At 58.7% G+C, this 22950-nt stretch carries 22 protein-coding genes; 8 read left to right on the top strand and 14 right to left on the bottom strand.

What is annotated here, in order from left to right; translation table 11 throughout:
- Nucleotides 1–2 precede the first annotated feature (2 nt).
- On the top strand, nucleotides 3–560 hold the full coding sequence (locus QQL78_RS03895; RefSeq protein WP_284370762.1) for a TadE/TadG family type IV pilus assembly protein: 558 nt from the start codon (nucleotides 3–5) through the stop codon (nucleotides 558–560).
- Between the two features lie 66 nt (nucleotides 561–626).
- Here the strand turns inward: QQL78_RS03895 and QQL78_RS03890 are convergent, their stop codons facing one another.
- The 5 genes from QQL78_RS03890 to QQL78_RS03870 all read right to left on the bottom strand — a co-directional run bounded on the left by QQL78_RS03890 (nucleotide 627) and on the right by QQL78_RS03870 (nucleotide 3247).
- Nucleotides 627–1127, bottom strand: coding sequence for a hypothetical protein (locus QQL78_RS03890; protein ID WP_284370759.1), 501 nt, complete (start codon nucleotides 1125–1127; stop codon nucleotides 627–629).
- Nucleotides 1128–1195: 68 nt separating this feature from the next.
- Nucleotides 1196–1699, bottom strand: a complete 504-nt coding sequence (locus tag QQL78_RS03885) for a periplasmic heavy metal sensor (protein WP_284370757.1) — start codon at nucleotides 1697–1699, stop codon at nucleotides 1196–1198.
- 1 nt (nucleotide 1700) lies between these two features.
- Nucleotides 1701–2051, bottom strand: coding sequence for a hypothetical protein (locus QQL78_RS03880; RefSeq protein WP_284370755.1), 351 nt, complete (start codon nucleotides 2049–2051; stop codon nucleotides 1701–1703).
- A complete protein-coding gene (locus tag QQL78_RS03875) occupies nucleotides 2041–2631 on the bottom strand; it encodes an RNA polymerase sigma factor (RefSeq protein ID WP_431358327.1) in 591 nt (196 codons plus the stop codon). The genes QQL78_RS03880 and QQL78_RS03875 overlap by 11 nt, the downstream gene beginning before the upstream one ends.
- A 55-nt stretch (nucleotides 2632–2686) precedes the next feature.
- The gene (locus QQL78_RS03870; protein WP_284370753.1) at nucleotides 2687–3247 is read right to left on the bottom strand and encodes an EF-hand domain-containing protein; all 561 of its coding nucleotides are present in this window, start codon (nucleotides 3245–3247) and stop codon (nucleotides 2687–2689) included.
- A 271-nt stretch (nucleotides 3248–3518) separates the two neighbouring features.
- Here QQL78_RS03870 and QQL78_RS03865 point away from each other — a divergent pair, with 271 nt between their 5' ends.
- Together QQL78_RS03865 and QQL78_RS03860 are read left to right on the top strand one after the other, a co-directional pair.
- Nucleotides 3519–3860 carry a DUF983 domain-containing protein gene (locus tag QQL78_RS03865; protein ID WP_386258953.1) on the top strand — a complete coding sequence of 114 codons (342 nt, stop codon included), beginning with the start codon at nucleotides 3519–3521 and terminating at the stop codon, nucleotides 3858–3860.
- Nucleotides 3861–3884: 24 nt separating this feature from the next.
- On the top strand, nucleotides 3885–4580 hold the full coding sequence (locus QQL78_RS03860; RefSeq protein WP_284370749.1) for an NUDIX hydrolase: 696 nt from the start codon (nucleotides 3885–3887) through the stop codon (nucleotides 4578–4580).
- A 72-nt stretch (nucleotides 4581–4652) separates the two neighbouring features.
- Here QQL78_RS03860 and QQL78_RS03855 read toward each other — a convergent pair whose 3' ends face one another.
- Both QQL78_RS03855 and QQL78_RS03850 read right to left on the bottom strand, forming a co-directional pair.
- Complete coding sequence (locus tag QQL78_RS03855; RefSeq protein ID WP_284370748.1) at nucleotides 4653–5570, bottom strand: DMT family transporter; 918 nt, start codon at nucleotides 5568–5570, stop codon at nucleotides 4653–4655.
- Between the two features lie 15 nt (nucleotides 5571–5585).
- Nucleotides 5586–6524 (bottom strand): fatty acid desaturase, encoded by a 939-nt coding sequence (locus QQL78_RS03850; RefSeq protein WP_284370745.1) that lies wholly within the window; start codon nucleotides 6522–6524, stop codon nucleotides 5586–5588.
- Nucleotides 6525–6629: 105 nt separating this feature from the next.
- On the opposite strand from QQL78_RS03850, the gene QQL78_RS03845 reads away from it, so the two are divergent.
- Entirely contained in the window at nucleotides 6630–7490 is an 861-nt protein-coding gene (locus QQL78_RS03845; RefSeq protein ID WP_284370743.1) for a helix-turn-helix domain-containing protein, read from the top strand.
- Nucleotides 7491–7730: 240 nt separating this feature from the next.
- Here QQL78_RS03845 and QQL78_RS03840 read toward each other — a convergent pair whose 3' ends face one another.
- From QQL78_RS03840 to QQL78_RS03820, 5 genes are all read right to left on the bottom strand, one after another.
- The gene (locus QQL78_RS03840) at nucleotides 7731–8477 is read right to left on the bottom strand and encodes an SDR family oxidoreductase (protein WP_284370741.1); all 747 of its coding nucleotides are present in this window, start codon (nucleotides 8475–8477) and stop codon (nucleotides 7731–7733) included.
- Nucleotides 8474–9946 (bottom strand): carnitine 3-dehydrogenase, encoded by a 1473-nt coding sequence (locus QQL78_RS03835; protein ID WP_284370740.1) that lies wholly within the window; start codon nucleotides 9944–9946, stop codon nucleotides 8474–8476. The genes QQL78_RS03840 and QQL78_RS03835 overlap by 4 nt, the downstream gene beginning before the upstream one ends.
- On the bottom strand, nucleotides 9943–10395 hold the full coding sequence (locus QQL78_RS03830; protein ID WP_284370737.1) for a lipocalin: 453 nt from the start codon (nucleotides 10393–10395) through the stop codon (nucleotides 9943–9945). Before QQL78_RS03830 ends, QQL78_RS03835 begins: the two co-directional genes overlap by 4 nt.
- Nucleotides 10396–10487: 92 nt before the next feature.
- Nucleotides 10488–11396, bottom strand: a complete 909-nt coding sequence (gene bcoG, locus QQL78_RS03825) for a 3-dehydrocarnitine:acetyl-CoA trimethylamine transferase BcoG (protein ID WP_284370736.1) — start codon at nucleotides 11394–11396, stop codon at nucleotides 10488–10490.
- Nucleotides 11397–11560: 164 nt separating this feature from the next.
- Complete coding sequence (locus QQL78_RS03820) at nucleotides 11561–12604, bottom strand: aldo/keto reductase (RefSeq protein WP_284370734.1); 1044 nt, start codon at nucleotides 12602–12604, stop codon at nucleotides 11561–11563.
- Nucleotides 12605–12775: 171 nt separating this feature from the next.
- Between QQL78_RS03820 and QQL78_RS03815 the strand changes: the two genes are divergently transcribed.
- The 3 genes from QQL78_RS03815 to metG are packed head-to-tail and all read left to right on the top strand — an operon-like array spanning nucleotide 12776 to nucleotide 16940.
- A complete protein-coding gene (locus tag QQL78_RS03815; protein ID WP_284370732.1) occupies nucleotides 12776–14023 on the top strand; it encodes an MFS transporter in 1248 nt (415 codons plus the stop codon).
- Between the two features lie 60 nt (nucleotides 14024–14083).
- Nucleotides 14084–15172, top strand: a complete 1089-nt coding sequence (locus QQL78_RS03810; RefSeq protein ID WP_284370730.1) for a serine hydrolase domain-containing protein — start codon at nucleotides 14084–14086, stop codon at nucleotides 15170–15172.
- A gap of 55 nt (nucleotides 15173–15227) precedes the next feature.
- A complete protein-coding gene (gene metG / locus QQL78_RS03805) occupies nucleotides 15228–16940 on the top strand; it encodes a methionine--tRNA ligase (protein WP_284370728.1) in 1713 nt (570 codons plus the stop codon).
- A gap of 42 nt (nucleotides 16941–16982) precedes the next feature.
- Here the strand turns inward: metG and QQL78_RS03800 are convergent, their stop codons facing one another.
- Both QQL78_RS03800 and QQL78_RS03795 read right to left on the bottom strand, forming a co-directional pair.
- Entirely contained in the window at nucleotides 16983–19574 is a 2592-nt protein-coding gene (locus QQL78_RS03800) for a methyl-accepting chemotaxis protein (protein ID WP_284370726.1), read from the bottom strand.
- A 78-nt stretch (nucleotides 19575–19652) separates the two neighbouring features.
- Nucleotides 19653–20558, bottom strand: a complete 906-nt coding sequence (locus QQL78_RS03795) for a hydrogen peroxide-inducible genes activator (RefSeq protein ID WP_284370724.1) — start codon at nucleotides 20556–20558, stop codon at nucleotides 19653–19655.
- Nucleotides 20559–20665: 107 nt separating this feature from the next.
- Here QQL78_RS03795 and katG point away from each other — a divergent pair, with 107 nt between their 5' ends.
- A complete protein-coding gene (gene katG / locus QQL78_RS03790; RefSeq protein WP_284370721.1) occupies nucleotides 20666–22888 on the top strand; it encodes a catalase/peroxidase HPI in 2223 nt (740 codons plus the stop codon).
- The last annotated feature ends 62 nt before the right edge of the window (nucleotides 22889–22950 follow it).

Genomic DNA, 22950 nt, shown 5'->3' with positions numbered 1-22950 from the left:
AGATGTGGATTGCACGTGTAAAAACCCGGCTGCGCGGCTTTCTGCGCAATGATGACGGCACCATTGCGGTTGAAGCAATGATCATCTTGCCGGTGATGTTCTGGACCTTCCTGTCGGTGTTTTCGATCTTCCACGCCTTCAGAACCTATAGCATCAACCACAAGGCCGCCTTTTCAATCGGTGACTCCATCTCGCGTGAGACGGCACCGCTGGATCAAGCCTATTTGGATGGGTCGTTGCAGCTGTTTAACTATATGTCCAACAGCCGAAGCCATTCCGCACTGCGGGTGACCTCGCTTTACTTTGACGCGGACAATGCCCGCTTCTATCGGGACTGGTCAAAATCCAGCGGTGGCAAGCCGGAACTCAGCAATGGCGACGTCAGAGACTGGGTCAACAGGCTGCCGACGATCCCCGACAATGAACGCATCATGCTCGTCGAAACCTGGAGCACCTATGAGCCGCCCTTCAAAACAGGGCTGGAACAACGCGAGATCACCAACTTTGTCTTCACCCGCCCGCGCTTTGCCCCACGGGTCTGCTGGCTCGAATGTAACTAAGTCCCGGTGAACAACGGCACGTTCACGTAACCAGTATTTGTTTACCCCAAACGCACGCGGTCCGCCCTATTGGTGCGGGCCGCGTGTTGCCATCATAGCGGATAAGACTTCGGACATGAATTTGGTCTGACTGCCCGGTGTCATCCCGCCAATCCCGATGCGCCGCCCTGTGCGCCACCACAGACCGGGCCGCCAGGCACGTGGTGCATCTTGCGATGCACCTGCGGTCTTGAGCAGGAAACCGTTCGAGGGTTTGAAGGCAAAAACGCCGCGGTCCATGGTTTGAATATCGGCCACGCGCGCGATCACCGTGCCATCACCATCGCGCAATTCCGTCGGGGTCAGCTCGATCCAGCTGGCGGTCGACCTGCGCATCCTGTCGGTAAGCCACAGAGCCCCCGCACCCAGCGCGATCAAGAACACCTGCCAACCCAGCGACGGGGGCCGGACAAAAGCGATGTAAATCAACAATACGCCCAGCAATCCAAGGGACGTTAGCCCCAGAATGCGCCGCCCTGTTGAGGCCCGCGCCACGGCAAGAACTTCGTTTTCGTCTTTGAATTCCACTTTTACAGCTCCGCGTTGACCACAGGCTCCCTACCCCGCGCCGCAGCCATGGGCAAGCGAACCCGCGCTCACGGGCGTTTAGGCCCTTTGCGCTTGGGGCGTTTCAGCATCTCGTCCAACCTTTCCGCCACCTCTTGACGCTCCTGCAACGAGAGGGTGCCGACCCGTCGCAACCACGCGGCCTGCACCTCACCGGAAAACTGTTCCGCCGCCGCTGTCTGCGCCGCCAGCAATTGCTCTAGCTTTGCCGCGTCAAACTGTTCGGCGCGCAGAACCGCGATCAACTCCTGATGCAGGGCACGCCGCTCCGCACGGCTTGGCAAATCCCTTTCCCCGTCCTTCAGATCATCACGCAGCGCCCGCCTGTCTTCCTGCGACAAGGACCGCACAAAAGACACGCCGGAAGAATGCCCCGCCTCCGATTTGGGGTGCCAGCCACGTTTACCCCCGGCATGACGCAGGGCCGCACCGGCGAAAATTCCCACAAAAACAAGGTTCAACGCCAAGGATATCCCAAAAGCCCATTTTAGAACACGCCCCCTTGTGCGCCGTGGCTGTGGTGTCTGTGTCATCCTAGCTTTCCTCAATATCCCAACCGAATGCGGTCAACGTACTCACATTGATATCCGCCTCCAACGTGTTCTCTATCCCCAGAACCGTGCCCGCCAGATCGGGCAAACCTGTGGGCGGTGCCACGCCCAGCCAAAACCCCAGACAGCTTGCCGTGATCAAACCGCCCATACCCGGCAAACCGCCCAAGGCGCTGAACACCGCCTGCCAGCCCCGACGCGGGGGGGCGGGCTGCATGGTTTCAGCGTCAGACAGCACCCGTGCCAGCAACCCGTCAGGCATCTGCGGCGCTGTGGCGCGGGCCTGTTGAAACAAGGCCTCAAGCTCCGTGTCGTTCACATTCTCATCCATCATTCTCATACCCCAAGGCATCCCGTTGTCCGGCCAAGGCCTGCGTCAGCGCTCGCTTCCCCCGCGCGGTCAGGCTTTCCACCGCTTCGATCCCGGTCTCCAGAATCACTGCAATCTCTGGGTTGGCCAACCCATCAATGTGGCGCAAGACCACCGCCTGTCTCTGCCGGTCCGGCAAACAATCCAACGCCTTTTGCAAGGCATCCGCGCGGGCCGCATCCTGCATCCGTTGTTCCACACTGGCCGCCGTATCAGCAGGTTCATCAATATCATCCAACCCGGTGCTGCGCCGCTTGCGCAGGCGGTCAGTACAGAGATTGGCCACCACACGGTAGAGCCATGTGCTGACCTTGGCCTCACCACTGCGCCAATCCGGCGCAATCTTCCACAGACGCAACAAGGCATCTTGTGTGACATCCTCTGCCTCGGCCGTATCCCCCAGGACGCGCAGCGCATGCGCGTAAAGTCGCGGCGTCAGCGCCGTCGCCAACATCCTTGCCGCTGCACCATCCCCTGCTGCATAGCGCTGCAACAAGGCCGCCTCGGCATCATCACCCGGCGCAGTCTGAGGAGAGTTGGACATATCCATCATCGCTAAGCGTCTCGGGGGCGCAAATCAAGCGCCCCCGGTCCATACCTCAGTCAGCTTTGCGCGCGTGATCTTTACCGTGGTGCCCCCGGCCCAGATGCTTGCGGGCCTTGTCAAATTCCTCCGCACTCAGGCTGCCATCATCATTGGCATCCAGCTTGGCGAACATCTTGGCCGGATCGCGCCGCGCGTTCATCTCCTCATAGGACAGCTTGCCATCGCCATTGGCATCGACGCGCTTCATCATCTTGGCCGCCCGTTTGCCGTGACGCCCTTCCGAGGCGGCTTCCAGCTCTGCCGCATCCAGCTTGCCATCCTTGTTGGTGTCATGGCGTTCCAACATCTTGGCGGCACGCTTGCTGCCACGATCGACACGCTGCGCCTGCATTTCCTCAGCAGTCAGAAACCCGTCACTATCCGTATCCGCCGCCGCAAAACGGGCCTGCGCATGTGCGTTCAACTCTTCAGGTGTGACCGCGCCATTGCCATCTGCGTCGATCTGCTCGAACATCGCTTTGGTGTCCTTGTCACCGCTCTTGGCCTGTGCAGTACCGCCAACGGCAATAAGTCCCGCCAGCAAGGCAATCTTGATATATGTCGCATTGATCATTGGGTTACTCCATTTGTGATCTTGGGGCCCATTGTTTCGGGTCCAGTGATCATCAAACGGGCGGTTCGCTGAATTCCGTCGCAGATATTTCACATTTTTTGTAGAAACTTGCGACATCGCGCCGCAATTTCCGCCTGTGCCCTTTATTTCCCGCCGAATGAGGCGCAAATGAAAGACATCAAAAGGAATACCTATGACCGAGCACGCACATCTCGCAGACACCCCTGCCGACTTTTCTGCGCCCAGCACCGAACGTCCCCGTTGGCAGGCGATGCTGCGCGGCTGGCGTGGGAAATGCCCCAACTGCGGCTCCGGTCCGTTGCTTAACGGATATCTCAAGGTCAATCACGACTGCGCCGTGTGCCGTCAGGAATTCCACCACCACCGCGCGGATGACGGGCCGGCTTATCTGACCATCCTGATCGTCGGCCATCTGTTGGCACCGCTGTTGCATATCGTCTTTGTCACCTGGCGCCCCGAGCCACTGACCCTGTTCAGCATTTTTGCGGTTGGCTGCGTCGGCTTGTCCCTCTACCTTCTGCCCAGACTGAAAGGCGCAATGATCGGATTTCAGTGGGCCAAGGGCATGGGCGGTTTCGGGGACGATACCTGACATCCCTTGTAAAGGGATAAAGGCATGAGCATCGACAAAAGCCAGATACGCAATGCAGCCACGGTGATCGTGTTGCGCGACAGATTTGACGCACCACGCATCCTGATGGGGCAGCGCGGGGCCAAGGCTGTGTTTATGCCCAATAAATTCGTTTTCCCCGGCGGTGCCGTAGATGCAGGTGACGCTGATATTCCGCTGGCCAGCCCGCTGCCCGATCTCTGCGCCACGCGCCTGTGTGAAGATGCGGATGCGACATTGGCCCATGCCATCGCCGTCGCCGCCATACGCGAGCTTTGGGAAGAAACCGGCCTGATCCTTGGCACCAAGGGCGAATGGGACCGGCCCCCGCCCGCCGATTGGGAAACTTTCGCCGCCACTGGCCACCTGCCCGCCGCCTCCGCCCTGCAATTCAGCTTCCGTGCCCTGACCCCACCGGGCCGCCCCCGCCGGTTTGACGCAAGGTTCTTTCTGGTGGATGCAGATGACATTGCCTCTGATCTGGATGATTTTGAGGCCGCCTCTGACGAGCTGAGCCACCTGCAATGGGTGCCCCTCAGCGAGGCACGATCCTTTGACATGCCGTTTATCACAGAGGTGGTGATGGCAGAGGTTGAAGCCCGCGCCAAAGACCGCACCCCACCAGAGTCCGTGCCGTTTTTCAAAAACAACGACGAGGAAAGCCTGTTTCTACGCCTGCGTGGCAGACCGATGAACGGCTAATGCAAACGTCCAACTGCACCCGAACATTACGCCTTTGGCCTTCACCCGTGGGCTGCGGATGAACCGGCCCGGTCAGATCACCAAAATCAGCAGCAGGATCGACACCAGCAGGATCGCCATGCCAAGCCACTCTCTTGCGGAGATCTTTTCACGAAAGAACAGAACCGAAGCCGCAATGCTGAAAATAATCTCCACCTGACCCACCGCTTTGACATAGGCTGCGTTCTGCAAGGCAAAAGCGATGAACCAACACAGCGATCCCGCCATCGAGGTCAACCCGATCCAGACCGCCACTTTGCGCGCGCGCCAGACCGCACCGATCTGCCCCGGTTCGCGCAGCCGCAACCAGACCAGCATGATCACCGTCTGCATCGCCACCACCACCGTCAGCGTCAGCCCCGCCCGCAAAAACGGATCATCTGCCGCAACAGCAAGGGTCGCGCCGCGATAACTAACCGCAGAAAAGGCAAACAACACCCCCGATGCAATCCCCAGCGCCGAGGCCCGGTTGCCCAGATCACGCAGCTTGAATCCGGTCGCATTGGGTACAGCGGATAACAGCAACAGCCCGACAATCCCGATCGCAATCGCCACAAAGCCAAAGGCCGACACACCTTCACCCAGCAACAGCCAGCCCACCAGCACCGTCTGGATCACCTCTGTCTTGGTAAAGGTCATGCCCACCGCAAAATTGCGTTGCTTGAACAACAGCACCGCACAGACCGTTGCGGTGATCTGCGAACAGGCCCCCAGCAGCCCAAACCCCCAAAAACCCGCACCGACCTCCGGCAGGGTGGCGTTTTCAACCGCGAGATAAGCCAGCAGCAACAGGGTTACAAAAGGCAGCGCATAAAAGAACCGCGAAAACGTCGCCCCCGCCGCGCTCAGCGTTGCAGTGGCCAGATGTTTTTGCAGCATAAAGCGCACGGTCTGGAAAACCGCCGCAGTCAGGGAAATGAGGATCCAAAGGTCAGGCAAAAACGCTGTCATGCCTCCCCTATAGGCTTAATCCTCTTTCGGCTGCCAGAGCGGATGTGCCACAGGGTCTTTTGCCCTTAGAAAATACCGCGCGATGATCTGGCCATAAGATCGATAGACATAGCCCTGATTGCCCAGCAGAAACTTATCCTTGCCCGCCCGATAAAGCGCGGGCAGATGATACCAGGCCACCTGCGGATGGGCATGGTGCACCGCATGGAAGTTATTGTTCAGAAACAAAAACGCCAATACACCCCGATCCTCAATCACCACCGACCGGCCTGCACTGCGCTCATGGGCGCGATGCTCCAGAAAGGTGCGGATGCGCAGAACCGACATTGCGCCGTAACAGGCCCCCAGATAGGCCCAGAGAGAGACCGAGGACAGCGACACCAGCCACAGCGTCAGCACAACTCCCGGCAGATGGGCCAGCCAATGCCAGATCACCTCCCGCGCGCCATGTCGGATGCGGCGCAGATCCCCGCGCAGAAATCCCGCCATGCCGATCACCGGCCCCACTACCATCCGCCCCAATAGCGTATTATTGAACCGCAGCACATGCTGCTGCCAGACCGGCAAGCTGCGCCAGACCGCCGGATCCAGATAGGCACTTTCGGGATCATCATAAGGGTCGGTCAGATCCGCATCCCGGTGATGTTCCAGATGCAGGGCACGAAACCGCAGATAGGGCACAAATAATCCCGGCTGAAACAGCCCCAGGGCGCTGTTCGCCTCTATGCTGCGGAAAAACCCATCGTGCAAAATCTCATGGCTGAGTGAGGAATGTAACGTCAGCGCAAAAACCAACAACCCCCATTGCAGCCCTTCCCAACCTGCTGGCAATAACAGCGCCCCACCCCAAACCACCGCGCAAAGGGACAGCACCCCAAAGGTCGGCCAGCGCCATCCGACATCTTCCCGGTTCAGAACAGCGGTTTCAAGATCGCTCAAAAGAGGGGCATTCATATCAGTCCTGCGGTTTTTTGTTTCACCCTGCATGCGGCAGCGCCGTCGCCTCGGCCATTCCAATAATGATTAACAACCTCCCGAATGCGTGATATAAATCACCATATGTCTGAAATACCCAACAAACTCACCCGCGCCCAAGAATTTCGTCTGCGCCTCACACAGGCCATAAAAGCTGCGGGCATCACCCAAAGCGCCCTCGCCCGCGCCATCGGCACCGATCGTTCCACCCTGTCTCAGGCGCTTGGCGATACCGGCACCCGCCTGCCCGGGGCCCATGTGATCGGGGCCTGTGCCAGTGTGCTTGGGGTCTCCTCGGATTGGCTTCTGGGGCTGTCGGACCGCCCGGAGACCGCCGCTGATCTGCTCTCCAACAGCTTTGAGGTCAGCCACGCCCCCCGCGCCCTTGTCGACGAACAGATCTTCGATTGGCACCGCGAGGCCGCCGGCTATAAAATCCGCCATGTGCCCGCAACCCTGCCCGATATGCTCAAGACCGATGAGATGCTGACATGGGAATATGGCCCGCATCTGGGCCGCACCGCAAAACAGGCCATCAATGCCTCACAGGACCGGCTGAACTGGATGCGCCAGACCGGTTCGGAATATGAAATCGCCCTGCCGCTTTATGAAATCGACTGTTTCATCCGGGCCACCGGCTATTACACCGGTCTGCCCGCTGCCATCCGCCGTACACAGGCCGACCGGCTGATCACGCTTACCGAACAGCTTTACCCGCGCTTGCGCATCTACCAGTTTGACGCCCGCCGGCTTTATTCCGCACCGGTCACCATCTTTGGCCCGCTGCTTGCGGTCTTTTACACCGGCGGCCATTACATGGCCTTCCGCGACCGCCGCCGGATCGAAACCTTCACCAGCGATTTTGACACGCTGATCCGCGAAGCCCAATACACCGCCCGCGATTTCCCCACCCTGCTCACCGAAATGCGCCAGATGATCCGCTGATCTCCTTTCGGAACGGAGCCGCCTTTGCGTGAACCTGTGCCGCGCCGGACGCGGCTTTCGATCAAGAAAAATCGCCGCGGGCCCCGCTTGCGGGAGACGGCTATTTTACTTGAGCGCAAGACGGGGCTGGTGCAAACCGGCTCGTGCAAAGACGGATCTGGTCTGAAAGGTCTTTCGGAAAGGAAAGCCCTGCAGCGCCGCATCCCTTTCGGCACCCTCCCTCTTCAGCGCCTGCACTCTTTAAACTTTCGGATCAGGGTTCTCCGTATGCCCATCCACCGCGATGACCTGCCCCGAAACCATCCGTGCCTGATCAGACCCCAGAAACACCGCCATATCGGCAATGTCGCGCGGCTGCACAAATGATCGCATCGAAGTGCCTGCCGCATAGCCCGCATAAACCTGATCGCGTGTCATGCCCTTGACCGCCGCCTCACGCGCCAGAACCCCTTCCATGCGCGCGCCTTCAACAGATCCCGGACAGATCGCATTGACCCGAACGCCAAATGGCCCCAACTCCATCGCCAATGTCTTCATCAATCCGATCATCGCCCATTTCGCCGCCGCATAGGGCGCACGGTTGGGATAGCCATAAAGACCAGCCGTAGACGAGGTCAGCACAATCGCGCCCGCCCCGGCGGCCTTCATCACCGGGGCCGCGTATTTCGCCGCCAGAAATGCCCCTTCCAGATTGATGCTTACACATCTGCGCCAATCTTCCAGCGCGACATCCTCAACCGGCGCGGTCGGCCCTGCGATACCCGCATTGGCGCATAGGACGTCCAAGCGGTCCATCTGCGCAAACACCGCCGCCATCGCGGGCTCATCCGTTGCATCCACCTGAAACCCGCGCCAGTCGTCGGGACAGGCCGCCAGGGCAGCACCGTCCACATCCGTCACCCAGACCTCAAGCCCTGCCGCGGCAAAGCCCTCGCCCATCGCACGGCCAATGCCTGACGCACCCGCCGTGATCAGAACCCGTTTCACCGCGCCCCGCCAATCGCACGCCCCAGACCTTCAGGGCGCGGCAATCCCGCATGCCCCTGCGCAATCCGCCCCAGCGCCGCCTCAATCGCCGGTGACGGTGGGCTGGGCTTGCGCGTGTCAAGGCTCACATGCAGCAGGAAATGCTCCCCGCTGGCCAGCACCCGCGCGCCCTCGCGCATCTCGTGGAACAGATGCATCTTCTTGCCTGCGCCCAAAATCACCTGCGTGGTGATTTCGATCACCGCACCTGCATGCACCTCGTCCAGATGCCGGATGTGGGTCTCGGCGGTGAAATAACTCCCGCCCTTGGCAATATAGTCCGCATCACAGCCGATCATCTCCATAAACCGGTCCGTCGCATCGGCGAAGGCCTGTAGATACCGGCTTTCGGTCATATGACCGTTGTAATCCGTCCAATCCAGTGGCACCGTGCGCCGCGCCGTCAGCACCGGCTGATCCGCCTCCACCTCATCCGCATGGGCACCCAGCGCCGTGCCTGCGCGCATCATCTTTTCCTGCGCGTTGATCAACGCCCCCGCTCCCCAATTCTGCGCCTTTAAACCGCGCATCATGGTGACCAGATTATTGTCCCGGATCCGCTCCAGCTCGCGGATCGAATGATGTCCCGATTGCGCATCCGACTGCCCGGCAATCAAATCAACCAGCTCGTCGGTAAACTCAGGCACATCCATCAGCTTGGTCCAGGGCCATTTCAACGCCGGCCCAAACTGCGCCATGAAATGTTTCATGCCCGCTTCGCCTCCCGCCACGCGATAGGTCTCAAACAACCCCATCTGCGCCCAGCGGATGCCGAAACCATAGCGGATCGCATCATCAATTTCTTCCGTGGTCGCAATCCCATCCTTGACGAGCCACAGGGCCTCGCGCCAGACCGCCTCCAGAAACCGATCCGCCACATGGGCATCGATCTCTTTCTTCAAATGCAGCGCATGCATCCCCAGCGAAGCGAGAACGGCCTTGGCCTTCTCAATAAGCGCTGCCTCCCCGGCCTCGCCCGGCACCAGCTCAATCAGCGGCAACAGGTAGACTGGGTTAAACGGATGGGCGACCATGATCTGCCCGGGGCGTGCCGCCCCCTGCTGTAACTCGCTCGGCTTGAAACCAGAGGTCGACGATCCAATCACCGCCTCAGCGTCACAGGCCGCCTGAACTTGCGCGAAAGTTGCGTGTTTGATTTCCAGCCGCTCTGGCACGCTTTCCTGAATCCACTCCGCGCCCTCAACCGCCTCAGCGATGGAGCCATGAAAACTCAACGTTCCCTCATCAGGCAGCGCCACATCGGTCAGACCCGGCAAGGAGCGCCGCGCATTGGCCATGACCTCACCAATCTTGCGCTCTGCTTCCGGGTCGGGATCAAATACCCGTACATTCCAGCCGTTCAACACAAACCGCGCGGCCCAGCCGCCGCCAATCACCCCACCACCAATGATCGCTGCTGTTTTCGTCATTTCACCACCCGCAATTTGCTGACATCCCAGCCATTAAAATCCAAAATCTCTGTTGCCGCGCGGATCCGGTCGCCTGCCGGTTTGCGGCTGCGGTTCAGGATCGCCGCCCAGCGCCCCTCCGCATCGCCAATCGCCGCTGTGCGAAACCCCTCATCGACCCACATGACAACCAATGTGTCTTCGCCGCCCATCTCGCGCAACACACCGGGCGCGGAAATCTCATATGCCGTCTCTGCCTCCCGCGTCCGACGCAGGTAGACCCCACCGGACGCCGCCCGATATTCCTCCGATCTGGTGCAGCTCCCCAGACAGGCCACCGTCTGCCATGCACCGGCAAAACGGTCACGGTCAAAGCGGCTGGTGCCGCCAAAAGCCACCGTCGGGTTGCGCAGCCCGATCAGAACATCCGGTGCAGGTTCGGCCACACATCCCGTCAGTACCGCCAGCATCACAATTGCTGCGATGCGGCGGTGTATAGGGGGTGCATCAGAGGTGTACCGGGGGTGCCCCCCCGTTTTCACAACAGTTTCTGCGCCTGCACTCACTTCGGGGCCCGCTTGCTCAGCCCCAGTTTTTCGCGCACCTCTGCTGGTCCGATGACCCGTGCGCCCATATTCTCAATGATGCTTCCCGCCCGCTCGACCAGCTGCCAGTTCTCCGCCAGAACCCCCTTATCCAGCCACAGATTATCTTCCAATCCGACCCGCACATTCCCCCCCGCCAGCACGCTTGCGGCGACATAGGCCATCTGGTTGCGCCCCAATCCAAAGCCGGAAAAATGCCAGTCCTCAGGCACGTTATTCACCATGGCCATAAAGGTATTCAGATCATCCGGTGCGCCCCAGGGCACCCCCATACATAGCTGCACCAGCGCGGGGCTTTCCAGCACACCATCGGCAACCAGTTGTTTTGCATACCATAAATGACCCGTGTCAAAGGCTTCAATCTCGGGTTTCACGCCCAGCTTGGTCATCATACTGCCCATCGCCGTCAACATGCCGGGCGTGTTGGTCATCACATAATCGGCCTCTGCAAAATTCATCGTGCCGCAATCCAATGTGCAGATCTCTGGCAGACACTGCGCGACATGCGCCACCCGTTCAGTGGCCCCCACCATGTCAGTACCTTCGCGGGTCGGAAACGGATTTTCCACATCGCCAAAAACAATATCCCCCCCCATGCCGGCGGTCAGGTTCAACACCACATCCGTGTTACTGTCACGGATGCGTTCGGTGACTTCACGATATAGCGCCAGATCCCGGCTAGGTTTGCCGGTCTCGGGATCACGCACATGACAATGCACCACCGCCGCCCCTGCCTTGGCCGCCGCAATGGCGCTTTCGGCAATCTGCTGTGGCGAGCGTGGCACATGCGGGCTTCGGTCCTGGGTCGCGCCAGAGCCTGTGACAGCGCAGGTGATAAAGACCTCGCGATTCATGGTAAGTGGCATGGGGTGCTCCTTGCGGGTGAGGTTAGGGTTTTCACGAACCATGGCCTAGGAAGACGGCCTGCGCCATGCCGAATGCGACAGATTGCGTCCTCTAGAACGACGGCTGCGCAGCGGGGTGTTTTCCTGCAAGAAGACGCCCCGGATTTTGGTTAACTTCCGCCCGCTCAATAGGGAAGCGGATGGGCCCTGTTGACCTCATCAAGGGCAGTCAGCACCTCATCGCCCAGCCGCAGATCAGCGGCGCCAAGCGCGGTTTCCAGTTGCGACATCTTTGTTGCGCCAAAGATCACAGACCCCATAAAGGGCCGCTGACAACACCAGGCCAGTGCCATATGGACCGGGTCCAGTCCATGGGTTTCCGCCACTTTCAGATAGGCATCCACGGCCTCAAAGGCACGCGGCCCCTTGCGTCCACCAAGGTCTTCATTCAGCGACAGACGCGATCCCTCGGGCACCGCCCCACCCTGATATTTACCCGTCAACAGCCCTGTCGCAAGTGGTGAAAACGCAAACATATCAATGCGTTCATTGATACATGCCTCCGCTACATCTGTGTCCGCCATCCGGCACATCAGCGAATATTCGTTCTGCACGGATATCGGATGCGGCCCGCCTGTGCGCTTGGCGGCCTCGGCCCATTGCGCCATGCCCCAGGCGCTTTCATTGCTCAGACCGAAGTGGCGGATCGTGCCGCGTTTGACCTCTGCCTGCAACGCGCCCAGCGTGTCTTCCATATGCGCCATGGTCTCTGCGCGGTTCTGATCGGAAGGGTCGTAGGTCCAGTTCTTGCGAAACATATAGCTGCCCCGGTTGGGCCAGTGAAACTGATAGAGATCAATCCAATCCGTCTTGAGACGGCGCAGCGACCCCTCAATCGTTTGGGCAATTGTTTGGGATGAAATCGGCGCACCATCGCGGATATGTGCGACACCTGCGCCTGAGTGTTTGGTCGCCAACACGACGTCATCGCGCCGCCCGTCGCGTTCGTTCCACAGACCGATGATCCGCTCGGTCCGGCCGGTAGTTTCCGCGCTGATCGGGTTGACCGGATACATCTCGGCGGTGTCGATAAAATTGATACCGGCCTCAAGCGCGCGGTCAATCTGCGCATGGGCCTCGTCCACCGTGTTCTGCGTGCCCCATGTCATCGAGCCCAAACACAGCTCGGAAACCATCAGGCCACTGCCGCCAAGATCATTCTTCTTCATCACCATCCCTCATATTTTCCGCCACCCTAAGCCACTGAAACGTGCCTTCAAGACCAAAACCCACCCGCCCTTTGCCACAATTTTCTAAACAAATCCCAAGACGCGCAGGAAACGACGTCAATTGTCGAGTTTCGACTTGGGCAGCTGGATCAAAAATGCGTTAAAGCACCTATGCGTTTGCTTATTTCCTTTGCCGCCCTCTTCCTCTCCGTCATCCTGCTGCAACTTTCCTCTGGCGGTGTTGGTCCCATTGATGTGCTTTCCGGCACTGTATTGGGCTTTTCCCGGCAGGAAATCGGCCTCTTGGGCTCGGCTCATTTTCTGGGCTTTTTCATTGGCTGCTGGTGGTCACCGCGGCTGATGGGCTCGGTTGGCCACAGCCGTGCTTTTGCCGCTTTCACCGCCATGGGGGCCATCGGGCTGATGGCGCATATGCTGGTGGTTGACGCCTATGCATGGGCGTTGATGCGCGTGGCGTCAGGGCTTTGCGTGGCGGGGTGTTATACGGTGATCGAGGCCTGGTTGCAGGCCAAAGTCACCAATGAGACACGTGGGCGCACCATGGGGATCTACCGCGTTGTTGACATGACCGGCAGTCTGGGCGCGCAGATGATTGTCGGGATCCTCGCCCCTGCATCCTATGTGTCCTACAATCTGCTGGCCATCGGGTGTTGTGCGGCCCTGCTGCCGCTGACCTTGACCACTATCAAACAGCCCAAAACACCGGACTCGCCCCGGTTGCGTCCGCGCCTTGCCTTTGACCGTTCCCCACTGGCCGCAGCGGGGGTGGTGGTCGCGGCCCTGTCCAGCGCGTCGTTTCGTATGGTTGGGCCAATCTATGGTCAGGAAGTCGGGCTGAGTGCGGGCCAGATCGCATGGTTCCTGTCGGCCTTTGTGCTGGGCGGCGCTTTGGCGCAATTCCCGGTTGGCTGGCTGGCAGATAAATACGACCGCCGCTGGGTGCTGATCTGGCTGTCCGCGGCGGCGATCCTCAGCTGCGGGGTGACCATGATGTCCAGCGGGCTTGGCACCACGGGCATCATGCTGTCGGCGGGGCTGTTTGGTCTGACGACATTCCCGATCTATTCGGTTGCCGCCGCCCATGCTCATGATTTCGCCAGCGATGACGAACGTGTCGAACTTTCTGCCGCGCTGATGTTCTGGTTTGCGTCAGGGGCGATTTTCGCGCCCTATGCTGCCTCTGTGCTGATCGAAAGCTATGGACCCGCCGCCCTTTTCATCATGATTTCGATTGGCCACGCCCTGCTGGTGATCTTCGGGCTGGTGCGGATGCGCGCACGCCCAGCACAGACCGATCGCACCCGCTATGTCTACGCGCCGCGCACCTCCTTTGTCATCGGGCGGTTGTTGGGCAAGGATCGTGATAAACCTCGAAAACCACCCACTAAAACGCCATAGTTTCACCACAGCGCTACCTTCCTGAACCGCTATCCGCTCCTCACGAAAAGGATCGGATATATGAAATTTCTTACCGCTGCTGTAGCCATTCTGTTCGCTTTTGCGTTGACCATATTGCTGGCCCCTGACGGCACATCTTCACAATTGCCACCTGATGCGGCCCCGATCGCCTTAACAGCCCCCGCAGTAGAGGAAAAACCCGCTTCACGAACCCCATCTGAAAAGGCGACTATTGATGTTTCCGGCATTGAAGGCGCATGGCGTGATTGGATGTCCCGATACAATATCAGGGCCAGCGCGATGACACTGGGCCGCGGCGGTCAGATTCTTCACAGCATGGGCGAAGGCAGACGCGCCGATACCGCCTATCCCATCGCCAGCCTGACCAAGGCCATCACCGCCATGTGCCTAAATGACATCATGGATGCCTTTGACCTGAGTTGGTCAAGCACACTTGGTGATCTGGCCCCAGCCCTGACCAAGCACCACATGCCCCCACACCCCGGTGCAACTGCGCTTTCGCTTGGCGATCTGGTTACACATACCACCGGTTGGCCCAAGAACATCGCCGCAACTGAAACCGCTGGCGAAGGGCGCAACCTCTACACCCAACAGCACTTTGCCCGTGAAGCCCTGACCAACCCGGCACATCAATCCGCGGACCACAGCTTTACCTACTCGAACACCAACTTCGCCGTGCTTGGACAGATCATTTCAGTTCTTTCCGGCAGGCCATACGGTGAAACCTGCAAGGCACGGATCATGGGGCCTGCGGGCGCATCCCAAGCCGCCGTTGCAGGACGTATGTGGGCCACTGGCGGTTTTGGCGGTTGGTCCGCATCAACCGAAGACTATGCTCGTTTCTTGATGCATTGGTTTGCTCCCGAGCAAGCTTGGATGCTGGCACCTGAAGATTTTGACTATGACAGCAAAAGTGGTGCAGGGCTGGGTGTTTTTCACAGAAAAACACCAACAGGAAAAGCGATCCAGCACAATGGGATGTGGCGCAGCAAAAAACCAGCCCGCCAGCATGGCGCATTGTTTGTCATGACCGAAACGGGGACCACATTTGTCGTAAACTGGCAAGGTCAATTGCCCAACGCCGGATATCGCGACCTACGCGCGGCCATTATCCCCCAAATGCCCTGATTGATCCCGCATCACTTGCAGTCTATGTCAGGCAGACCCGCGTAAAGGAAAAGACATGGCCCGCCACCTCATCACTTCTGCCATTCCCTATATCAATGGCATCAAACACCTTGGTAACCTTGTGGGCAGCCAACTGCCCGCTGACCTTTATGCACGGTATCTGCGCACGCGCGGCAACGAGGTTCTGTTCCTCTGCGCCACTGATGAGCACGGCACGCCGGCTGAACTGGCCGCGACCAAGGCGGGCAAACCGGTAGCTGAATATTGCAAAGAAATGCACGCGGTTCAGGAACGTATCGCCGGGGATTTCGGCCTGTCCTTTGATCATTTCGGGCGCTCTTCTTCGCCGCAAAACCATGCGCTGACCCAGCATTTTGCCGGGGTGCTGGCAGATCAGGGCATGATCGAGGAAGTGACCGAGAAACAGGTCTATTCCAACGCGGATGAACGCTTCCTGCCGGATCGCTATATCGAGGGCACCTGCCCCAACTGCGGCTTTGACTCTGCCCGTGGCGATCAATGTGACAATTGCACCAAACAGTTGGACCCGGTTGATCTGATCAACCCGCGCAGCACCATTTCCGGCTCCACCGATCTGGAAATGCGCGACACCAAACATCTGTTCCTGCGTCAAAGCCAGATGAAGGACCAACTGGATACATGGATTGACGGCAAGACCGACTGGCCGGTGCTGACCACCTCGATTGCCAAGAAATGGCTGCATGACGGCGACGGGCTGCGCGACCGTGGCATCACCCGTGACCTCAGCTGGGGTGTGCCGGTGAAACGCGGGGATGCGGACTGGCCGGGCATGGAAGGCAAGGTGTTCTACGTCTGGTTCGACGCGCCGATTGAATATATCGCATGTGGTGCGGAATGGGTCGAGGCCGGCAAAGGCACTGATTGGGAGCGCTGGTGGCGCACCGACAAAGGTGCCGATGACGTGCGCTATACACAGTTCATGGGCAAGGACAATGTGCCCTTCCATACGCTGAGCTTTCCGGCCACCATCATGGGCTCTGGCGAGCCTTGGAAGCTGGTCGATTATATCAAATCTTTCAACTACCTGACCTATGATGGCGGGCAGTTCTCCACCTCGCGCGGGCGGGGTGTGTTTATGGATCAGGCGCTGGAAATCCTGCCGGCAGATTACTGGCGCTGGTGGTTGCTGAGCCACGCACCGGAAACTTCGGATGCGGAATTCACTTGGGAGAACTTCCAGTCCTCTGTGAACAAGGATCTGGCGGATGTTCTGGGCAATTTCATCAGCCGCATTACCAAGTTCTGCCGTTCCAAATTCGGTGAGGCCGTACCAGAGGCAGGCAGTTACGGTGCGCCCGAAGAAGCGTTGATTGCGGATATCACCGCCCGTGTGGCGCGCTATCAGGATCATATGGATGCGATTGAAGTGCGCAAATCTGCACAGGAGCTGCGGGCGATCTGGGCTGCGGGCAACGAATACCTGCAGGCAGAGGCCCCCTGGACCACCTTCAAGACCGATCCTGACAAGGCTGCCGCGCAGGTGCGTTTGGCCCTGAACCTTATACCGCTTTATGCCAGCTTGTCCTCCCCCTTTATCCCAACCGCTGCGGCCTCAATGCTTGCAGCGATGAAAGTCGAAGACGCGGGTTGGCCCGATGATGTGCCCGCGGCGCTGGCCCGTCTTGCCCCCGGTCACGCCTTTGAGGTACCCGAGGTGCTGTTTGCCAAAATCACTGATGACAATGTCACCGATTGGGCCGAACGTTTCGCTGGCACAAGGGCGTAGCCCGGCACGGGATGCGATGATTCAGTTGCCATAATCAGGCGGCTAGAATTCCTCCCATCCCTCTGCGGCAAGGTCGGGGCTTGCCGCCAGCGCTGCATTGCCGTGCGAACCTGCGCGCGGGGGGGCCGGCATTGGCGGGGCAGGTTTTGCCACTGGCGTTTTCCGGGGACCTTCGCGGTGCATATCCAGTTTGAAACGCGACACGGCCTGAACCAAAGCATCGGCTTCTGACGTCAAGGCGTGGCTGGCGGCGGTGGTCTCTTCAAACATTGCGGCATTCTGTTGGGTGACATGATCCAGATCATTCACCGCGGTGTTGATTTCAGCCAGCCCGCTGGACTGCTCACGCGCAGAGGTTGCAATATTTGACACCCGGCTGGAAATCTCGGCGACGGATGTCACGATTGACGACAACGCCTTGCCGGTGCGATCAACCAGATCAACGCCCTGCTGCACCTGTTCGCCACTTGAATTGATCAGCTCGTTGATTTCTCGCGCCGCGTCAGAGGAACGTTGAGCAAGGGCGCGCACTTCGGTTGCGACAACCGCAAACCCACGCCCCGCCTCGCCTGCACGGGCGGCCTCAACCCCGGCATTCAGCGCCAAGAGGTTGGTCTGAAAGGCAATATCGTCGATCACGCTGGTGATCTTGGAAATCTCCTGCGAGGAATTCTTGATCTCGTCCATGGCGGTCACCGCCTTGCGGGCAACCTCCCCGCCCTGATCGGCATTGCGTTGTGCATCCGCAGACATCTTGCTGGCGTGATCAGCGCTTTCAGCGGCGGAGCGGACAGAAACCGTCAATTCGTCCAGCGCGGCGGCGGTCTCTTCAAGGGTCGCCGCCTGTTTCTCCGTCCGGCGTGACAGATCATCCGCAGCAGATGTGATTTCCCCCGTTTCATTGCGAATGGAATCGGAGTTGTGGATTACTGCCGAAATCGCATCGCGAAGGGATTTGACCGTGGCGTTAAAGTCATTGCGCAATTGCAGGTAAACATCGGGCACATCTTCCGTAATGTCACATTCAAGGTTGCCGTCCGACAATTTATTGAGACCGATGCCGAGTATCTGCACAACTTTGGTCTGTTCCTCTGTCGCACGCAGCCGCTCGGCCTCTGCCGCCTTGATCGCTTTGTCCTGATCCGTGACATCAGTGCCGATAAAGGTCACGCGATCCGGCGCACCCTCTTCGTTTTTGGTCACAGCAAAACTTCCGTCAACCGTATAGGTCTTATCCGCAAACTTGCTGTAGGCGCTGAACCGGCCTTGCTGAATATCCTCGCTCAGAACCTGCCGTGCAAATTCGTCGCCATTTGCATCCCCCGGCAAATTCCCTTTGAAAATGCTGTCCAGGCTGCAGACATCGGTATCCGCAAAGGTGCCGTTGATCATCGACAGGAAAATATCATTGGCATCAATGACCTTCCCAGCCCTGTTAAAGACGATCCTGGCCTGTGCGGCGTTTATTGCCTGAACCAATGCGGCATCCTGTGCGGTATTTGTACGGTCATCCCATTCGACCACACAGCCAAACAATTGCCCCTCCGCATTATGCACCGGGTTGATGTTCAAACGCAGGATTCGCCCGCCCGAGCGCATATTCACGCTACGCTCTTCCTTGGACAGTTTGATGGTCGGATCGGTGACCTTGACCAGCATGGTTTTCAACTGCGCAAGCTTACCCAGATCCTCATCCACTAGGCTGTCCGGTTTTATATCCGGCCAGGCTTCCCTGATGTCCGGCAACAGGTTTTCCATCAGATCAACACAGGCCGGATTTACAAAGGTAATCTTGAACGACATGTCCACAATCATCATCGCTGCGGCAGAGCCTTCTAATGCCGCGCTTTTAAACAGGTTCTCGAACTCCTGCTCCCGCGCATCAGCCAGTTTGGCGCGAAACTGATCCAGTCGCTCTGCCATGACACCAATTTCGTCACGTCGGGTCGCATAGGGGATCACGGTATCATATTGCCCTTGAGCAACAGATCCCATCGCATGACCCAGCTTTGCCAATGGCTGCGACATGCGCAGGCGCAGGAATATGGTCGCAAACGTCAGAGAGATCAGGAAAACCACAAAGCCGAACGCCAGAATGGTCATTTCGTCCTGCGCAAGAACTGCCAATGCAGGTGCCATCGTCCAGGCCGTCACCACCACGCCAACAATTTCATCCTGCCCGCCAAAGCGGCTGGGGATGGCCGCAATCATCCCATCGGCCGACAATACGGCGGCACCCGTCTGTAATACCTCCTGGCCAAGGCCGGTCATTTGCGCCGCCACCGTCTCTGGCACGCCTTCGCCGGTCTGGAACACCACCTTTCCGCCCGCATCAAGCACCACACCACCAAGGGCCGCCTCTCCCGAATTCTCAAGAACGCCACTGACAATTTCAGACAGGGCATCAATGTTGGTAAACTTGATGGACCCGCCCATTTGCATCGCCAAAAGTTCCGTCACCTCCTGCGCGCGCACGGTTGTGGTCGTTTCTGTCTTTTCCAGCATCACCGTGTGGTTCTTGTATTCGATGACCGACACAACCAAGGCCACACAAAGCGTCACGATAAATGTACTTTGAAAAAAGAGGCTCTTTAAGAAAGGAACGCGGGTCTCTTGGGTGGTGTTTTCAGACATGCTGCATTTCCTTCACGCGACGGATGGCCCCTGGGGACCGGTTGCGCGGGTTTTAGGCAGACATTTATTTCCAGCCGATTAACATCCCTGATGATCCAACTGACCACAGGCGCGAACGACACCGGCAACCTCTGCGAAAGCTTCGGATAATGGGTTGGATTTTCGCCAAATCATGCCAACTGTGCGCCCGGGCTGCGGCCCTGCAAAGGAGGTACAGCTGACATTGGCAGAACGGGTTTCCACCTCAACTGCCATCTGCGGGATCACCGTCACCCCAATCCCAGCCCCAACCATCTGCACCAATGTTGACAGGGAGCTGCCATCCAGCCCATCACGGGGCATGGCAGAAGGTGCGTTGCAAAAGCCCAGGGTCTGGTCACGAAAACAATGACCCTCTTCCAGCAATAACAACCGCATATCGCGCAAATCCTCGCCTTTGGGCGCGGGTTCGCTTGCCGCACTCCGGGGCCGCACCAACAGAAAGTTTTCGCTGAACAGTGCGGTTTCGGTCAAGGTCGGTTCCGAAACCGGCAAGGCCACAATCGCCGTGTCCAACTGACCTTTCTGTACCTCCTGCACCAGACGCGGCGTCAGGGTTTCGCGCACATGCAGATCCAGCGCCGGATGACTTTGGTTCAGCTTACCGATCAAGGTAGGCAGCAGGTATGGCGCGATTGTCGGAATCACTCCCAGACGAAAACGCCCGGTCAACTGCCCTTTGGCGGCGCGGGCAAAATCATCCAGCTCATCCACGGACCGCAGAATCGCAGTGACCCGTTCCAGGAAGGCTTCGCCAAATGCGGTCAGCTGTATTTGGCGCGCCGCACGTTCCACCAGTTGCGTGCCAAGACTTTCCTCCAACTCCTTGATCTGAACAGATAAGGCGGGTTGAGAAACCGAAGACGCCTCTGCCGCCCGGCCAAAATGGCGGTGTTGCGCAAGCGCTTCAAAGTATCGTAGCTGCCGGATAGTGAAATTTGCCATAACCTAAAACTATCACAACCATCAGATAATCCAACTTATAACTACCGTTCAGCTTTGGTAAGCTCTCCCCAAATCACCTGAGCAAATCACCTGAAAGGAACAGATCAATGGATGGCAATGATTATGAAGCGGGCGGCAAATGCCCGGTGATGCACGGCAGCACCAAGCACGTCACACATGATGCGCGCACCAACAAAGACTGGTGGCCAAATCAACTTAACCTCAAGATTTTGCACCAGAATACCCCATTGGGTGACCCGATGGGCGAAGATTTCGACTATGCCGCAGAGTTCAAAAAGCTGGATCTGGATGCGGTAAAGAAAGATCTCGCGGCGCTGATGACAGATTCGCAAGATTGGTGGCCTGCGGATTATGGTCATTACGGTCCGTTGTTTGTGCGCATGGCATGGCATTCAGCCGGCACCTACCGCACGGCAGATGGTCGCGGTGGCGCGGGATCAGGATCGCAGCGTTTTGCGCCGCTGAATTCATGGCCCGATAACGGTAACCTTGATAAGGCCCGCCGCCTGCTGTGGCCCGTTAAGCAGAAATACGGGCGTCAGTTGTCATGGGCTGACCTCTTTGTGCTGACCGGCAATGTCGCCATGGAGACCATGGGCTTTAAATGTTTCGGTTTCGCCGGTGGCCGCGCCGATGTCTGGGAGCCCGAAGAAGACATCTATTGGGGAACGGAAACAGAGTGGCTGGAACCCTCTGGTGGTGAGAACAGCCGTTATTCCGGTGATCGGGAGCTGGAAAATCCGCTGGCGGCGGTGCAGATGGGGCTGATCTATGTCAATCCCGAAGGGCCGGACGGCAACCCTGATCCACAACTTTCGGCCAATGACATCCGCGACACCTTTGCCCGCATGGGTATGAACGACGAGGAAACCGTTGCCCTGACCGCAGGTGGCCACACCTTTGGCAAGGCACATGGTGCTGGTGATCCAACGCTGGTGGGCGCCGAGCCTGAAGCTGCCGGGATCGAAGCCATGGGCTTTGGCTGGGCCAATAAATTCGAAACCGGGCTGGGTGCGCATAGCACGACATCCGGGATCGAAGGGGCCTGGACGCCAACGCCAACCACCTGGGACATGTCCTATTTCGACACGCTGTTGGGCACCGAATGGGAGCTGACCAAAAGCCCGGCCGGCGCAAAGCAGTGGAAACCCAAAGGCGATGCCATGGCCAACACCGTGCCGGATGCCGCCACCGGCAAACCGGCCTACCAGCCGATGATGACCACGGCGGATATGGCCATGCGCACCGACCCTGAATACCTGCGCATTTCCAAGCACTATCACGCCAACCCAGAGGTATTTGCCGATGCCTATGCCCGCGCCTGGTTCAAACTGACCCATCGCGACATGGGGCCAAAAGCCCGTTATCTGGGCAAGGAAGTGCCGGCCGAAGATCTGATCTGGCAAGACCCGCTGCCTGCGGTTGATCACCCGTTGATCGATGATCAGGACATCGTGGATTTGAAGGCCAAGATCCTTGCAACCGGACTGAGTGTGTCAGAGCTGGTCTCGGTGGCATGGGCCTCTGCCTCCACCTATCGCGGGTCGGATCACCGTGGCGGGGCCAATGGTGCCCGTATCCGACTGGCCCCGCAAAAGGACTGGGAGGTCAACGAACCAGCCAAGCTGGCAAAGGTTCTGGCCGCGCTGGAAGAGGTGCAAACCACCTTTAACGCCGGGGCGTCCGGGGGCAAGAAAGTATCCCTTGCTGATCTGATCGTTCTGGGCGGCAATGCGGGTGTTGAGCAGGCGGCAAAGGCTGCGGGCCACACCGTGAACGTGCCTTTTGCACCGGGACGCACCGATGCAACAGCGGAGCAAACCGATGTCGAAGGCTTTGAACCGCTTGAGCCAAAGGCAGACGGTTTCCGCAACTATCTGGCGGTAGGCTTTACCGTGCCGACAGAGAAACTGCTGGTGGATCGTGCGCAACTGCTGACCCTCACCGCGCCTGAAATGACGGTACTGCTGGGTGGTTTGCGGGTCATCGGTGCGAATTACGGCGGCCAAAAGCACGGCGTGTTCACCAACACCCCCGGCAGCCTGAGCAACGATTTCTTCAAGACCATTCTGGATATGGATGTCACATGGCATGCCATTGAAGGCGAAGAGGTGTTCGAAGCGCGGGACCGCAAATCGGGTGCGCCTGTCCGCACCGGCACACGCACCGATCTGGTCTTTGGCTCCAACTCGCAACTGCGGGCCTTGGCCGAAGCCTATGGCAGTGACGATGCAAAGGACCGTTTTGTCGCTGATTTTGTGAAAGCCTGGAACAAGGTGATGAACGCGGATCGTTTCGATCTGGTGTAAACCTTTGACAAATTGATAACACAGGCCCTTCTGAGCAATCAGGAGGGCCTGTTTCGTGTTCG

It is taken from the genome of Sulfitobacter pacificus, assembly GCF_030159975.1.
Classification (GTDB): domain Bacteria; phylum Pseudomonadota; class Alphaproteobacteria; order Rhodobacterales; family Rhodobacteraceae; genus Sulfitobacter; species Sulfitobacter pacificus.
The sequence above is the reverse complement of the archived record's forward strand: the minus strand, read 5'-3'. Positions and strand labels throughout refer to the sequence as shown.